Raw genomic sequence first — 16,704 nt, 5'->3', positions numbered from 1 at the left:
CTCATCGATCGTCTCGAAGGTTAGGTTACATTTCTAGAAAAATCAAGTTGAACGGAAGTACCTTGGCCGCTGATATCCGTCTTTAAATTTCCCTTTAACTGGCGAACAAATAAATGAATCAAGGTATGTCCGATCCTATTGTGAATCTCCCAAGTTTCCTGATTTCTTATGCTTGAATCATAAATACGCAAATGATAGGAATGGTCCAGGTGCTCTAATTCGACTACGATAGTCGAATCTTGATGAGTCTGAATGAAATTTAATAGAATCTCGTTCAGAATTAAGGCAAGAGGAATCGCATCTTCCACCGATAAATTAATGTTTTGAATTTTCTCTTCGACGCGAGGAGGAGGTATATCCGAGGAAAATACGGATATAAGATTGGAAATGATCTCATGAAAGACCACTTTGCAGTCCACCTTAAGATAACTTCCCGATTTATACACGTAGTTATGCACTTTCGAAATTGCAAAAATTCTATTTTGGATTTCAGTAAAGTGATGCACTAATTCCGAATCCAATTCGGTTTTTTGAACCTCTATCAAACCGGAAAGTATTTGCAGGTTGTTTCTAACTCTATGATGAATTTCCTTAATTAGGATATCTTTTTCGTCGGAATATACCTTAATCACTCGAACGGTCAAAATCGAAATAAGGGCGAAGAGAGAATACATTACTATAGTGTCGGAAAAATATATGATACCGACTTTATCCGTGTTGCCCGACACCCAACCTTTAAAAATCAAAAGCCCCAGACAATATATCGAAACTAATATAGTATTTCTAATATTCGATAAATATAGAAATACTATGATTAAGGTGGATATGGAAAAGATAAAATTTCCGTCCTTAGCCCCGAAAAACCATCCCGCGGTTACGGAAAAAAGCCCGGCGATTAAATTCACGTTTACAGCCGAATTGAATCTCTTGGTAAAAATCAAAAATATCGAAACGATCGAAGATAAAATGATAATTATATAACCGGGGCGAACTCCCTTACTTATGTAAAGAATACTGGCAAACGTACTTAGAATCAAAGTGAAAGCGTTGAGTATAAATATATGCAACGCTTTTCGTTTTGTTAGATAGTCCTTATCCTCGTAAATAATCGCTATTTTTTTAAAGAGCATACGGCATACATATTTTATAAGTGGGGTCGCTGATAAGCGAAAAGTATTTTAATATAAAACGGACTAATTTGTAAATATATTTATAGAAAACTCTGGTTCGACTCGAAAATACTTCGACGCTCGGATAAAAAGTTTCTCCTTCAAACGACTAAATCAGGATTCGATCAGTTTTTTTCCGTCATTTTTCGTTTTCTAAAATCGGAGGGAGTAACTCCCATCATTTCTTTAAATGCGCGGTTGAAAGGTGCAAGCGATCCGTATCCCAGGTCCATAGCGATTCTTAGCACCTGTGCTTCCTTCTTTGAAGGATCGACTAGAATCTTTGCGGCTTCCCGAATTCTATAGTGGTTTAAGAATTCGTTGAAATTTCTGTAACCTAAACCTTTATTGATTAATCTTCTAACTTTCTTTTCATGTGCGTTCAACTTCCGAGAAAGATTCAAAATAGTCAGATTTTCCTGCAGAAAGATTCGTTCCCTATCCATTAAAAGAAGCAACTTTTCCAGAAGATTTTCGTCGATCCCCTCTTCGAGCGATTGGTTTTTAGGAATAAGAAAGATGTTCTCCCTAAAATCGAAGAGTTTATAAGAAAAAAAGAAAATGAGTATAGTGATAAAAAAGGAATTCACAAAGTCGCAAACCACCGAGTAGCTTAAGTTTTTGGTAACAACCTCCATGAGTATTACAAATATACAATATATTCCTGCGATCCAGACGAAGCTCACTCTGAATTCACGCCTGGATTCCATTAAATCTATATTTTTATCTTTTAAAACCTGTCCTAGCGCGAGTAGAACGATCCCGAGATAGAAAAGTTGAGGTAGGCTAAAAAGGATTTTGGAAATCGGAGAGGAATCGTTCCTAATATCGGAAACTATGAAAATATAAAAACAAAGCGAATTAATAAAAATAAAGAGCGCCCCGTGCCAAAGTTTTAAGCGAAAGGCATCCGAAAACATACTCGAAACGAACAAATAGAAAAAAGTCGTTACAGAAAAACAACCGATGTGAATCGCATAGAATAGTATCGGATTCAGTTTCTCATTATCCAAGAGAGGACAGATAAAATAAGCGATTAAACTAACGCAAAACAAGCTGCCTAAAACTCCCTGAAGAGACCCTTTAAGCCTAACCAGAAAATTCAGAATGAGAAAGGATAGCTGCGCAACAGACACGGTCTTCAAAAAAGCGATATCTGTCAATAAATCGGGCATTGTAACCGATTAAAATGTTATATCAGGATTTTCAACCAAAGAATTGCGGGACGATTTTGAAAATCCGAAAAATCTAAGACTCGAATTCGACGTAAAAAGATATCGATTACCTTTTTTGAATATGTTTTAACGCGATCGGCAATACTGCCCTTCTTCGTATAAACGGATTCGATCAACATTTCGGATTGTAATGCGAATACTTCCTCTTGTCTCTTTCTTTCAAATTGATCGCAAACTCACACCCAATGAATGACCCCCGTAACGACTCCTAAAATTCTGAGTCCGCTTAATTCTAAAGAAATGCAAGAAGGATTTTCGCCGGGTTCGTTTATAAAGATTTGATCTAGAATTTTTGATACGGCTCTAAGAAGATACTCCCCTTTGCTATATACTATGACAATGGACCCGTCTTTCGCTTCTTTATTCCGATCGATCAATAATCGGTCCTTATCTTGAATTCCGAAATCTACCCAAGCATCCCCCTTCACCGTTGCGAAGATTTTTCTTCCGATATCCGATTCGGAGAAACTCAATAAATCGAGTTTACTGCCTTGCTCCTCCGGACCGTCTGCAGGATATCCCGCATAAAGAGTCGTTTTTAGCACAGGGATCCAACAATTTCCTTCCGAATAAACTATATTGATCATAAGTAAACATATATATAGTTGTTTTTCCTCTTTTCAAGAGATTTTCGCGGAAATTTCGAAATAAATCAGGAAGGAGGTCCCCGAAATCTGTGCCGATATGTCGCTTATCATTGCATGATTAAAAACGCAATTCGCCGCATATAAATCGAATATTGTCGTAATGTTTTAATCCGCAGACTTAAAGAAACGGACAAATCCGTTTCGGATTGAAAGTCTTGTTTACGGTGAAGTATCGAAAGGTGACCGTAAATACTTTATTTATTCATTAAATAGATAAACTTCCCCTTAACCGGAATTGATTTGGATAAAAATAAGTGAAATTCTTTTCAAACCGCTAGTAGAAGTACGAATCTGAGGGAATCGAGCTACGTAGTTCTACGGATTGACAGTCTAATTTAACTCCGCTATATTAAGCGGCGTTTTAGGCTCCGTTTCCGATATTATGCGAGGACAAAAATGGCAATACATTATAAATCGGCAGATTTAAATACGGTGCTTCCCACGCAGTGGGCTGACATTCCGCAACTGACTCCGTTAGTTTTCAAAGGAGCGGAAGTATTCGAGGCGTTTAACGTTACGTTAACTCTTCCAATGATCAAACTTTTGGGACCGCCTCCTGTCGGCGGGTTAATCTCCATTCGGCTTGTCCAAGACGGGGGAACTGTTTTGAGCGAACTAGAATGGGTGGGTAATTCTCAGATTATGCTTTACCCTTTTCTATCCGCAACAGGCGATATCGTTTCCAGGGGAGGAAGAGTGAGTATTTCGGCACAGTGGCGTGTTACGAACACTTCTCTCCAGTTTAAAGCAATCGGATTAGGGTATTTGACGGTTATTGTGGATAGAAAAGCGGAATAGTTTTTGGAAAGACCTCTATCTTCGTAAAAGAATCCCTTAACGGAAATCGAATAAACATTCTACTCGGCCACCGGAGAGATAATCGGGGATCTCCCTTTTATGATTCTTGAAATTTCCGGTCGACAACTTCCGCATCCCGTCCCGGCTCCCGTGTTTACGCCGATTCCTTCCACCGTAAGAATTCCTTTCTGAATTTCGGTTTCTATATTTCCGCTACCAACGCCGTTACAAGAGCAGACAAGCGTACCTTCTATCGGTTTTAAAGGCCGGGAATCTCCCAAAAGCGATTCTCGTTTATCTCCGAGTTCCATTCCGGAAGCGATCATCGCCTTGAATTCAGAAAATCTATTCTTGTCACCGATTAGAATCGCTCCAACCAACTTATCTCCTTTGATAATGCATTTCTTATATTTTTTTCGTTTGCGATCGAGAAAAATAATTTCTTCGTATTCGGAGCCGTCATTTTCCATGATTACTTCCGGTAGTCTTAGAGAGATCAAGTCGAGTCCCGGGATTTTCAGGATATTCGTATGCAACGATCCGGAGTAAGAATTTACCTTATATCCGTAAATATGATTCGCAGCAATCTTAGCCTGCTCTTCGGTCGCAGCAACGGTTCCATACATTCCCGAGTCGTGTTCTGCGACTTCTCCGATCGCATAAATATCGGGATCGCTGGTTTGTAAATACTCGTTCACTCTCAATCCGGATCCTATTTTAAGATCGGTTCCTTGGATTACTTTCAAGTTGGGAGAAGTTCCTACGGCAAAGACGATACCATCCGGCTCCAAAGTCGATCCGTCGCTTAGTTTTACCTTGTCCACTCTAGGAACGCCCGTGATTCTAGAGATTTCTGCATTGAAAATAATTCGGATTCCTTTTGCCTCTATCTCTTCTTTTAGAATATCGCAGGCAACCTTATCTAATTGCTTGGACATCAATCGATCGGCTCTAACTAAAACAGTTACGTTGACGCCTACAGCACGAAGCGCCGCCGCCAACTCCAATCCGAGTAAACCTCCTCCGACGATTAAAGCGTGAGAATCTCGCACGAAAAAACCCTTGATTCTCTCCGCATCCTCCTTGGCTCTCAGACTAAAGACGCCTTCCAGATCAGGATTTACGAATTTCGGTATCGAAGGAGAGCTCCCAGTCGCGATGATAAGTTTATTATACGAATGAAGATTTCCTACCGAATCTTTTACTTTTTTTCCTTCCCGAGAAATCTCGAGAACGGAGGTCGAAGAGAACAAATTTATGTTCCAAGACTCGATTTCTTCGGGCTCTACGCCCATCAATTGGGTGAAATTTTTCTCCCCGCTGATTAAGTCAGGTAATAGAATCCTATTATAGAAAGGATGTTCCTCTTTGCAGATGACCGTAATTTCGTCGTCGGGGACCAAGGTTCGGTAATGCTTGAGAAAGGATAAGCTTCCGTTTCCTCCTCCGATAATTAGAATTTTCTCTTTTACTTTTTTATAAGGTCTTACTTCGACTGCGGATACCTTAAATCCGGGTTGTTTGGAAAAAGGATCATAATTGGAACTGGTAAGATTATTGGCTCTCGATTCGTCATTGCCGTTCATTCTTCCCCAGTGCATCGGCAAGAAGACGACGCCCTGCTTGATCGATTCGGTGACCGAAGCTTTTACCCGAACACTACCTCGAATATTTTTTATCTCTACGACTTGTCCGTCGGAGATATTTCTAGTTAACGCATCGTCAGGATGAATCTCTAAATTAGGTTCCTTTCGATGTTCCTTTAATTTACGCACCTTTCCGGTTTTAGTCATCGTATGCCATTGGTCCCTAATTCTCCCGGTGGTAAGTATTAACGGATAATCCGGTGTCGTTTTTTCGGACGGATCTTCGGCTTTTACATCCGATAATTTAGCCTTTCCGCCCGGTCTGTAAAATATATGATCCGTAAAAAGACGAGGGGTGCCTCCGTGATCTTTATGGGGATAGGGCCATTGAACGGAACGATTTTCCTTTAGTATGGAATAATCCAAACCCGATATATCGATCCTTGTTCCTTTCGTAAGTTGAGAATGCTCTAAAAAAACGTCCTCCTCCGATTCATAAGAAAAAGATGATGTATAACCCATTTCGCGCGCAAAATCGCGAATAATCCAAGTATCCGCGATTGCTTCGCCCGGCGGGTCCATAATTTTAGGCAGATATGTGATCCGACGATCCGAGTTAGTCATCGTGCCCTGTTTCTCAACCCAACCTGCCGCAGGTAAAACAAAATCCGCAAAGGGAATTGCGCCGGAATCTTTTGAAATATCTTGAACAATTACTAGCTCGGATGCGCGTAAGCCTGCTTCTACCGCTCTAGCGTCGGGCATGCTGACGGTCGGATTGGTGCAAACGATCCAAATCGCCTTCATTTTTCCGTTTCGAAGATTTTCGAACATTTCGGTGGCGCTAAATCCCGGCTTACTTTGAATATCAGGGACTCCCCAAAAATCCGCCACTTCCCGCCTATGTTCAGGATCGTTCAAATTTCGATGGGCGGGCAATAAATTGCAAAGACCTCCCACCTCTCTTCCACCCATGGCGTTCGGTTGCCCCGTTAATGAAAAGGGCCCCGATCCGGGTTTACCGATTTTGCCGGTTATTAGCGAAAGATTCAATAAAGCCAGATTCTTATTTACGCCGACCACGCTCTGATTCAATCCCATTGCCCAGAGGGAAAGGAACCCTTTGGATCGAGCGATCAATCCAGCTGCTTCTATAATTTGTTCCGACGGAATGCCGCAATCTTCCGCAGCCTCGTCCAAAGTCGACTCGAAGACTTTCGACTTCAGCTCTTCAAAACCCTCGGTATGCTTAAGAATAAACTGATAATCAATCCATTCGTTCTCGATTAGAACTCTAGCAATCGCATGGAACAAGGATATATCCGAACCCGGACGAATTTGAAGATGCAAATCGGCGTCTTCGGAGGTTTCCGTTTTTCTAGGGTCGACTACGATCGTCTTTACGGACGGATCCGCGTTTTTTCTGGCCTCTATTCTTCGAAATAAGATAGGATGGCACCAGGCAGGATTCGCTCCGGCTATCAGAAAGCAGTCGGCCAATTCGATATCGTCGTAACTTATCGGAACGCTATCTTCCCCTAATGCCATCTTATAGCCTACGACGGCCGAACTCATGCAAAGCCTAGAATTCGTATCGATATTATTTGTGCCTAAAAATCCTTTAGTTAATTTATTTATAATATAATATTCTTCGGTTAATAGCTGTCCTGATACGTAGAATCCGACGGAGTCCGGGCCGTGTTCCGCGATTATCTTGCGAAATCTAGCGGCAATGTTCGAGAGCGCCGAGTCCCAAGTGATTCGTTCTAGATTCGAATTTCTATCCTTTCTTACCATCGGATAGAGTAAACGATCCGAGCGATCCATCGCGGTATAATGCAAATTCAATCCTTTTGAGCAAAGCATTCCCTTATTTGCAGGATGCTCCGGATCGCCCTTTACGCTTATTTCATTCGGACCGCTCTTTTGAACGATTATTCCACAGCCTACTCCGCAATAGGAACATGTTGTTTGATAGGATTCATTTTCGGCCACAAACCCCTTATTGCAATTTCTATGCCTAGTATAAAGTTATTCGAATTTTATTTTCATTTTATTATCCTTTTCCCGGTTACTCTACCTATAGCGAATAATATGGCCTAAAACCTGTGAGGTGGTCGGCCCTGAAGCATAAATTATAGATTATTTAATATTCGTATTGTACGCATATTAAGCATTATCTAGCAATATGCGCTAAATTACCCTCTTCTTTTAAGGCCAGCGCTGAAATTTAGAAGGATCAGCGCCCCTCCTTACGTTTAAATCATCCACGAGAGGGCATAGAGTCCTCTAAAAAATAGTTTTTTACTCTTTATTTTTGATATTGGCACAATTTATGCTTAATTGCAGATAGGCACCGAATTTTTATAATACGAGAGGGTTCCACGATATGCAAAAATTACAACAGTTCCTACGAGCAGGACATTTTCCGACTTTGGTCAGTTCCTTTCTTTACTTCGATTTCAGCTTTATGATTTGGATGTTATTAGCGGCCTTAGGAATTTTTCTATCGGAAGAGTTCGGATTAGGACCCGCTCAAAAAGGTTTGATGGTTTCCATTCCTTTGTTAGGGGGAACACTCTTAAGAATTCCGATGGGTCTACTGTCCGATCGATTCGGTTCCAAAAAAGTAGCTCTTTCCGGGATGGCAGTTACGATGATCCCTCTCATTTGGGGATGGCAGTCTGCAACATCGATTCCCGAAGTCGTATGTATCGGTCTATTATTAGGAGTTGCCGGGGCGAGCTTTGCGGTTGCCCTCCCTCTTGCGAGCCGTTGGTACCCCGCTAAATATCAAGGTTTAGTAATGGGTATTGCAGGAGCCGGTAATAGCGGATCTGTTCTTGCAACCTTATTTGCCCCAAGTTTAGCCAAAGCGTACGGTTGGCATTCAGTATTCGGCTTGGCCATAATACCGATGAGTATCGTGTTCATATTCTTTCTTTTTACCGCAAAAGATTGCCCGGGAACTATTAATCGAAAAGGAATTTTAGAATATTTTACCCCTATTAAGTCAAGGGATGCCGTTACTTTCTGTTTATTATACAGTGTGACTTTCGGCGGCTTTGTAGGAATAGCGAGCTTCCTGCCGATCTTCTTTTACGACCAGTATGGTATCGAAAAAGTTACCACCGGCCTCTACACCTCCTACTGCATTATCGGCGCAAGTATGCTCCGTCCCGTGGGCGGTTACTTATCCGATAAATTCGGCGGGGTAAACGTTCTCAGCCTAGTTCTCCTCACTTTAAGCGTAATATTGATCGGTATTTCATACCTTTTTCCGATCAATATTACGCTTCCATTGTTTATCGGACTAATGGCTTGCCTAGGCTTGGGGAACGGCTCGGTCTTTCAACTCGTTCCTTTACGTTTTAAAAAAGATATCGGTGTAGTAACGGGTTTCGTAGGTGCATTCGGGGGCTTAGGCGGATTTTTAGTTCCGAACTTGCTCGGATCCTTAAAATCCATTTCCGGCAGTTTTGCGACCGGATTCGTAATCTTGGCCCTAATAACGATATCCTCGGCAGCCTTGGTATTTTTTACCAATCTACTGATTTGGAAAAAAGCGGATTCGAACCAAACAGAACTTGGACTGGAAGGAGTTTAAACTTTTATAAAGTAATGGTTTAATACTCTAAGGAAATATAATATGAATAAACGGAAGTTAGTAATCATTGGAAACGGGATGGTCGGCCATCGCTTTGCGGAAAAGCTGGTCGAATTCGGCGGAGCGGATAAATTCGAGATTACGATTCTCGGAGAAGAGCCGAGGCGCGCCTACGATCGCGTGCATCTTTCGGAATATTTTTCGAATCGATCGGTCGAAGACTTGTATTTATGCAAAGCCGATTGGTATCGGGCAAACGGAATACGGTTATTGCTTTCGGAACCGGCGATTTCCATTGATATCGTTCGTCGTTTAGTCACTACTTCTTCTGGAACTGAACTGCAATTCGACGAGCTCGTGTTCGCCACCGGATCCGCCCCATTTGTTCCCAACTTCGAAGGGATCGATAAGAAGGGTATTTTCGTTTATAGAACTATCGAAGACTTGGAAAGAATTCTCGAATACGGTAAGGGAATTAAAAGAGCCGCGGTTTTAGGCGGCGGATTACTCGGGTTAGAAGCGGCTAAAGCCCTGGTCGATATGGGAAAAGACACACATGTGGTCGAATTCGCAACCAGGCTAATGCCGCGACAATTGGATGAGGCTGCCTCCTCCATATTGAAGCAAAGAATCGAAGAACTCGGAGTTACGATCCATCTCGAAAAACAAACTGAAAAAGCGGCCGGCGAACCGGCGATTAAAGAATTGAAGTTTATAGACGGTAGCTCTCTTGAAATCGACATGCTAGTAGTTTCTGCCGGGATTCGCCCGAGAGACGAACTTGCTCGCAAGTCCGGAATCATTACAGGCGAACGAGGGGGTATCATCATCGACGATGAGTTGAGAGCGAACGTATACGGAGTTTATGCAATCGGTGAAGTGGCTTTACATCGGAATTTCATCTACGGATTAGTAGCTCCCGGATACGAAATGGCCGAAGCATTAGCGTATAATCTTTGCAGTCCTCACCATACTCCCAAATCTTATTCCGGTTCGGACCTTTCTACCAAGCTAAAATTGATCGGAGTGGATGTCGCTTCTTTCGGGGACGCCCTCGGTCAAGCGGAACATATTCCTATCGTTTTTAAAAACCCAAGAAGCGGTGTATATAAGAAACTTGTAATCTCTCTCGACGGGAAGCAGCTTCTGGGCGGAATCCTAGTCGGGGACGTAAAGGCTTACGGCAACCTTCTTTCTCTGTACTTAAACAGAATGGAATTACCCGAGGAACCCGAGACCTTAATCGTAGGCTCAGTATCCTCCGAGAATCTCTTCGGTGCGGATTCGCTTCCCGAAGAAGCGAAGATATGCTCCTGCAATAACGTTTCAAAAGGAGATATTTTACATGCGATTCGGGAGAAAAACTGCACCGATATAGCCTCCCTGAAAGAATGCTCGAAAGCCGGAACGGGCTGTGGAGGATGTATTCCTCAAGTCAATTCGATTCTTAAAACGGAACTAAAGGCGCAAGGTAAAGTCATTACGGAACATGTTTGCGAACATTTTAAATATTCTCGTCAGGAACTATTCCAAATCATTAAAGTAAAAGGCCTAAAATCATTTACGGACGTTATTAAGGAAGCAGGCAAAGGAAACGGTTGCGAAATATGTAAACCCGCAGTAGCCTCCATTCTTGCAAGTATATGGAATGAACCTATAATAAAGCATAGGGAAATCCAAGACACTAACGATAAGTATCTCGCGAATATCCAAAAGGGAGGAACCTACTCCATCGTCCCGAGAATTCCCGGTGGTGAAATCACGCCTGAAAAATTAATTCAAATAGGTGAAATCGCCAAGAAGTACGATCTCTATTGCAAAATAACCGGTGGACAAAGAATCGATTTACTCGGAGCCAAAATGGATCAACTTCCGGAGATCTGGAAGGACCTCGTCGAAAAAGGTTTTGAGAGCGGACATGCGTACGGCAAAGCAATGCGAACCGTAAAAAGTTGCGTCGGCTCAACTTGGTGCCGTTACGGCGTTCAGGACAGCACTGCGTTCGCCATAAGAATAGAAGAGCGATATCGAGGAATCCGCGCCCCGCATAAAATTAAGTCCGCCGTTTCAGGATGTATTCGTGAATGTGCGGAAGCTAGAGGCAAAGATTTCGGAGTCATAGCTACCGAGAAAGGTTGGAATCTATATGTGGGAGGAAACGGCGGAGTGAATCCGAAGCATGCAATTCTATTCGCCGAAGATTTAGACGAGGACACTTGCCTTCGTTACATCGATCGCTTTTTAATGTTTTATATCCGAACCGCGGATAAACTGATGCGAACTTCGACATGGCTTGAGCAGTTGGAAGGAGGAGTCGATTATTTAAAGGACGTCATTATCAACGATCGATTGGGGATAAATTCTCAACTCGAATCGGAGATGGACAGCCTAGTCGATACTTACGTCTGCGAATGGAAGGATGTGGTCGAGGATCAAGAAAAACAGAAAAAATTCAAACATTTTGTGAATAGCCAAAATTCGGATTCTTCCGTCAGGTTCGTCGAAGAGCGGGGACAAAAACGCCCGGTCAGTCATCGAAATTTGGATTTAACCGCGGTTAAGTAGGAGAGAACGATGAAAAGTACGATAGCGGAAAAGATTTGGTTTTTGGTAGCGCCAGCGTCGGAATTTCCCGAGGACGGTGGCACCTGTGCGAAGGTCGGCGATCAACAGATAGCTGTTTTCCATTTTAGTTCAAGGAACGAATGGTTTGCCTGCGATAACTCCTGCCCACATACGGGTGATATGGTACTGGCGAGAGGTTTGATCGGAGATTCGGCCGGAGAACCTAAAGTCGCATGTCCTTTACATAAACGTAATTTTTCTCTAAAAACAGGCGAGTGCTTAACCGGTGAAACTTACAAAGTAAGAACCTATCCGGTCATTATCGAGGAAGGATTAGTTTACATCGAAATCGATGCACGTATGACCGATGAACATAGAGCGGCGGATACATGAGCGCCCTTGGGTTCGAAACTCCTTTCGATGCCGGGAAAATCTTTCTCGTCGGTGCCGGCCCGGGGGATCCGGAACTTTTGACCGTTAAAGCGATTAAGATTCTTCGTAAGGCGCAGGTAGTTTTATACGATGATTTAGTATCACCGAAAGTCTTGCACGTTTGTAGGAAGAATACGGAATTAATCTATGTCGGTAAACGACTTGGGCTACATAGTTGCGTTCAAGATGAAATTAACGAAAAAATTGTCGAGGCAGCGCTACGTTATGATGTTGTGGTTCGCTTGAAAGGCGGAGATCCCTCCATATTCGGTCGAGTCGGAGAGGAGTATGCGTATCTGATTTCACGAGGATTTGAATGCGAAATCGTTGCAGGAATTACGACCGGGTCCGCTATCGCCGCACATCTAGGGTTTCCTTTAACTCATCGGGACTATGCGGGAGAGATCGTTTTTATGTCCGGACATAGAAAGGAAGGTCAAAACTCTACAGGGTTCCGTAATCTACTCTGCAAAGATAAAACTACAATCGTCTATATGGGATTAAACTCCCTCGGAACAATCGTGGATCAACTTTTAGACGCTGGAAATTCCAAATCGACGCCGGTCGCAATTATCGAAAATGCCACGCTACAATCGGAAAGGATTGTGACGGGAGACCTGGGCACTATTCTCGAAAAAGTGGAGAGCGAAGGAATACAATCCCCCGCTTTGATCGTCATAGGCGACGTGGTGCGCTTTTATCTTGAAATGAAGGAATTAAAGGAAAGAAATTTACTTAAGCCTATAATCGCCTAAAATAGAAGGCAAGTTAAATTAGTGTATAATTGAACTGAATAGATACGAACGGCGAGAAGTTTCCGTTACTCTAATACTCGTTATACCTTTTGTATAACACTTTTTAAAAGATTTGAGATTTCCGAACGGCAACTTCCACAACCGGTCCCTGCTCCGGTTCGCTTACCGATTCCGGATAAAGTGTGCTCACCGTCATAAATGGCTTCCAAGATATTTCCGTCTCCAACACCGTTGCAAGAGCAGACAACCTTTCCTAATAACGGTTTAGTAAATTCCCCTCCTAAGAAGAGTTTCTTCCTTTTTTCTCCCAGCTCAATATGCGAGGCAATCCATTCCTTAAATTTAAGGAATTCGGAAGTATCTCCTATCAAAATAGCGGCAACAAGACGGTCGTTTCTTATAATACATTTTTTATAGATTCGTTTCTTACGATCTATAAAGGTAATCTCTTCGAACTCGTCCTTATCCTCAGCCTTTATTTCGAAGGGAGTATTCGGCAGCCGCACCGAAACGAGTTCCAACCCCGACACTTTAAGCAGATAAGTATGTAGAGATCCTTCGTATTCATCGAAAGAATATCCGAAGATATGCTGTGCCGCTATTTTAGCCTGGTCCTCGACCGCCGATACGGTTCCGTAACTTTCATTTTCATGTTCGGCCATCTCACCGATCGAATAAATATCAAGATCGCTGGACCTTAGAAAAGAATCCACAACCACTCCGTTCCCGCAGGACAAACCGCTCTCTTTCGCGATTTCGGAATTCGGTTTAGTACCAATCGCATAAATTATTCCGTCAGGATTAAGAACTTTCCCATTAGTTAACTTTACTTTGGAAATCCTTTCGGTCCCTTCTAGTTTAGAAATTTCGGCGTCGAAAATAAGCTCTATTCCACGAGCCTCAATTTCTTCGCGTAAGAGTTCGCTTCCCATCAAATCCAATTTCTTCGACATCAATCTATTTGTTCTAACGACTAGCGTTACACGAATGCCTGCCGAAACTAGAACAGACGCTATTTCCAATCCAAGTAGACCGCCTCCTACGATCAGCGCCCAAGTTCCCGGTACGAAGTAATTGCGAATCCTATCCGCGTCGGACTTATTTCGAAGACTAAAAATGCCGGTCATCGTCGAGGGAACCAGCGACGATTTTATCGCAGAGCTACCTAGGGCTAATATTAGTTTATTATAAGAATGCAATTCACCGTTCGAATCCCGAACTTTCTTTCCTTCGATATAAATCTTAGTAACCGACGTGTTTGGAATCATATTCAGACCCCAGGAGAGAATTTCCTCCTGGTCGTTCGGGAGGAGTTCCTCGAATTCCTTTTCTCCCCCGATATAATCCGGCAATAGAACTCTATTATAAAACGGATCCGCCTCTCGACAAATTACGGTAATCTCATCCTGAGGAGCCATAGCTTTATAATGTTTTAAAAAGGCTAATGTAGCGCTCCCCCCTCCGACAATTAGGATCTTCTCCTTCGGTTTTTTATACGGAAGGACCTTAACGGCTGCAATTTTGAAACCGGGTTGCTTCGAATGCGGATCAAATGCCGGGCTAGTGAGATTATTGGATCGCGGTTGATCTGAGCCGCTTTTTTTGCCCCAATGCATGGGTAAAAATACGACACCGGGTTTGATAGACTTAGTCAGATTTGCTTTCGTTCTAACGGTTCCCCGGGAATTGATTACGTCGACTATCGTACCTTCCTTAATCCCGTACTTTAACGCATCGGAAGGATGTATTTCAAGGCTCGGTTCTCTTCTATGCTCGCGCAGTTTTCGTACTTTTCCGGTCCGGGTCATCGAATGCCACTGATCTCGGATTCTGCCCGTAGTCAAAATTAACGGATATTCAATATTCGGTTTTTCTGAATCATCTTCAAAACTAACCGCATGAATTTTCGCTTTTCCACCCGGTCTGTAGAAGATTTTATCCTCGAATAATCTAGGACTGCCTGAATATCCTTTCGTCGGATACGGCCATTGTGCGACCCGAAAGTTTCGAATTTCCTGGTAATCCAGTCCGGTAATATCGATCTTAGTTCCAGTTGTTAAACGACAATGCTCTAAAAAAATTTCCTCTTCGCTCTTGTAAGAAAAGAAAGACTCGAAACCCATCTTTTTAGCGAATTCGCGAATGATCCAGGAATCACCCATCGCCTCGCCGGGCGGTTCCATAAATTTGGGAAGATAGGAAATTCGACGATCAGAGCTAGTCATCGTACCTTCCTTTTCACCCCAGCCTGCTGCAGGCAACACTACATCAGCAAAAGGTACGGCTGCCGAATCCTTGGAAATATCTTGCACAACCACGAATTCGGCCGATCTGAGCGCGGACTCGACAGCCCTTGCATCAGGAAGACTTACCGTCGGATTTGTACAGACAATCCATACTGCCTTCATCTTTCCCGACTTTAAGCTATCGAACATTTCGACAGCGCTGAAACCCGGCTCCGCAGGAACGGAATCGACTCCCCAAAATTCCGCAACTTCCTTTCGATGGTCCGGATTGTTCAATTCGCGATGTGCCGGCAACAAATTGCATAATCCACCGACCTCTCTTCCTCCCATCGCGTTCGGTTGCCCCGTCAACGAAAACGGTCCCGATCCCGGTTTCCCTATCTTACCGGTAATTAAAGAAAGATTAATTAAAGCTAAATTTTTATTCACACCGACAACGCTTTGATTCAATCCCATTGCCCATAAGGATAAAAATCCTTTCGAGCGACCGATCGCCTCCGCAGTCTGGTATATAAGCTGAGGGGAGATTCCACAAATCTCCGAGACTTCCTCCAGACTTTTTTCAAAAACTTTATCTTTGAACTCGTCGAATCCTTCCGTATGATAAACGATAAATTCCAAATCGATCCAATTATTCTCTATTAAGATTCTTGCAATTGAATGAAACAAGTAGATATCAGTCCCCGGATGAATCTGCAAATGGATATCCGCGCTCTCGCAAGTTTCGGTTCTTCTAGGATCAATTACTATGACCTTTATGCTTGCATCGCTCTTCTTTCTGGCTTCGATTCTTCTAAAAACAACCGGATGGCACCAGGCCGGATTGGCTCCCGCAATTAAAAAACAATCGGCCGATTCTATATCTTCGTAACTAACCGGGACGCTATCCTCTCCGAACGCCATCTTATAACCGGAGACTGCGGAACTCATACACAATCTCGAGTTAGTATCGATATTATTCGTTCCTATAAACCCCTTTGTTAATTTATTTATAATATAATATTCTTCTGTGAGCAGTTGCCCGGATACATAAAAGCCCACCGAATCCGGGCCGAATTCCTTTATATATTTTTTGAACTCGGCGGCGACTTTGTTCAAGGCAGAGTTCCAAGTCGTTCTTTCTAAAGGAGAAAAGCGATCCGCACGAACCATCGGGAAAAGCAATCGATCCGTTCGATCCATCGCCGAATAATGCAGATTCATCCCTTTAGAACAAAGCTCGCCCCGATTCGTGGGATGATCCGGATCTCCTTGAACCGTAAAATCCATCGGACCGGATTTACGAACAAGTACTCCGCAACCAACCCCACAATACGAACAGGTGGTCTGGTATGAATCCTGAATTTGCATACATATACAATTATGCAAATATCACGCCAATCTATTTGAAAATGCTCGATTCTACTGAGAAACTAGGCCCGGATCAAAAATTTTTGATCCTCTATTGAAAGTACAACACCGATTTTTCCTACATATCAAACGATTTGTATAAATTTCATACAATCAAGTTATTCAAGAATTATATAATCTCGAATAAAATAAGCGAATGCCCAATTTCTCTCAAATCACTTGAGCTAATCTTGGGGATTTACGTTGATTTTTGGAACATTCTTCCTAATAAAAAAACTATAGTCATCATTAATTTTTTTCAGACGAATTGGCAC

The 16,704-nt window shown here is 42.7% G+C and carries 10 protein-coding genes; 5 read left to right on the top strand and 5 right to left on the bottom strand.

The window, feature by feature from the left end; genetic code table 11:
* Nucleotides 1-20 precede the first annotated feature (20 nt).
* The 3 genes from LEP1GSC050_RS05050 to LEP1GSC050_RS05040 all read right to left on the bottom strand — a co-directional run bounded on the left by LEP1GSC050_RS05050 (nt 21) and on the right by LEP1GSC050_RS05040 (nt 2,949).
* Nucleotides 21-1,130, bottom strand: coding sequence for a sensor histidine kinase (locus tag LEP1GSC050_RS05050; RefSeq protein WP_010568294.1), 1,110 nt, complete (start codon nt 1,128-1,130; stop codon nt 21-23).
* A 164-nt stretch (nt 1,131-1,294) separates the two neighbouring features.
* On the bottom strand, nt 1,295-2,344 hold the full coding sequence (locus tag LEP1GSC050_RS05045; RefSeq protein WP_010568295.1) for a helix-turn-helix domain-containing protein: 1,050 nt from the start codon (nt 2,342-2,344) through the stop codon (nt 1,295-1,297).
* 236 nt (nt 2,345-2,580) lie between these two features.
* Nucleotides 2,581-2,949, bottom strand: coding sequence for a LexA family protein (locus tag LEP1GSC050_RS05040; RefSeq protein ID WP_232225656.1), 369 nt, complete (start codon nt 2,947-2,949; stop codon nt 2,581-2,583).
* A 498-nt stretch (nt 2,950-3,447) separates the two neighbouring features.
* Between LEP1GSC050_RS05040 and LEP1GSC050_RS05035 the strand changes: the two genes are divergently transcribed.
* On the top strand, nt 3,448-3,849 hold the full coding sequence (locus LEP1GSC050_RS05035) for a hypothetical protein (RefSeq protein ID WP_010409373.1): 402 nt from the start codon (nt 3,448-3,450) through the stop codon (nt 3,847-3,849).
* A gap of 59 nt (nt 3,850-3,908) precedes the next feature.
* Here LEP1GSC050_RS05035 and LEP1GSC050_RS05030 read toward each other — a convergent pair whose 3' ends face one another.
* Nucleotides 3,909-7,430: a molybdopterin-dependent oxidoreductase gene (locus LEP1GSC050_RS05030; protein ID WP_010568297.1), complete on the bottom strand. Its 3,522-nt coding sequence runs from the start codon at nt 7,428-7,430 to the stop codon at nt 3,909-3,911.
* 394 nt (nt 7,431-7,824) lie between these two features.
* Here LEP1GSC050_RS05030 and LEP1GSC050_RS05025 point away from each other — a divergent pair, with 394 nt between their 5' ends.
* From LEP1GSC050_RS05025 to cobA, 4 genes are read left to right on the top strand one after another with little or no spacing between them, the layout of a single operon-like run.
* Nucleotides 7,825-9,042, top strand: coding sequence for a nitrate/nitrite transporter (locus LEP1GSC050_RS05025; protein ID WP_010568298.1), 1,218 nt, complete (start codon nt 7,825-7,827; stop codon nt 9,040-9,042).
* A 42-nt stretch (nt 9,043-9,084) separates the two neighbouring features.
* Nucleotides 9,085-11,607 (top strand): nitrite reductase large subunit NirB, encoded by a 2,523-nt coding sequence (nirB, locus tag LEP1GSC050_RS05020; protein WP_010568299.1) that lies wholly within the window; start codon nt 9,085-9,087, stop codon nt 11,605-11,607.
* Between the two features lie 9 nt (nt 11,608-11,616).
* Nucleotides 11,617-12,000, top strand: a complete 384-nt coding sequence (gene nirD / locus LEP1GSC050_RS05015) for a nitrite reductase small subunit NirD (protein ID WP_010568300.1) — start codon at nt 11,617-11,619, stop codon at nt 11,998-12,000.
* Complete coding sequence (cobA, locus tag LEP1GSC050_RS05010; RefSeq protein WP_010568301.1) at nt 11,997-12,794, top strand: uroporphyrinogen-III C-methyltransferase; 798 nt, start codon at nt 11,997-11,999, stop codon at nt 12,792-12,794. Before nirD ends, cobA begins: the two co-directional genes overlap by 4 nt.
* An 80-nt stretch (nt 12,795-12,874) precedes the next feature.
* On the opposite strand, the gene LEP1GSC050_RS05005 is transcribed toward cobA, so the two are convergent.
* Nucleotides 12,875-16,390 carry a nitrate reductase gene (locus LEP1GSC050_RS05005; protein WP_040911049.1) on the bottom strand — a complete coding sequence of 1,172 codons (3,516 nt, stop codon included), beginning with the start codon at nt 16,388-16,390 and terminating at the stop codon, nt 12,875-12,877.
* Nucleotides 16,391-16,704 lie beyond the last annotated feature (314 nt).

This window comes from Leptospira broomii serovar Hurstbridge str. 5399, assembly GCF_000243715.2.
In the GTDB taxonomy this organism is placed as follows: domain Bacteria; phylum Spirochaetota; class Leptospiria; order Leptospirales; family Leptospiraceae; genus Leptospira_B; species Leptospira_B broomii.
The sequence above is the reverse complement of the archived record's forward strand: the minus strand, read 5'-3'. Positions and strand labels throughout refer to the sequence as shown.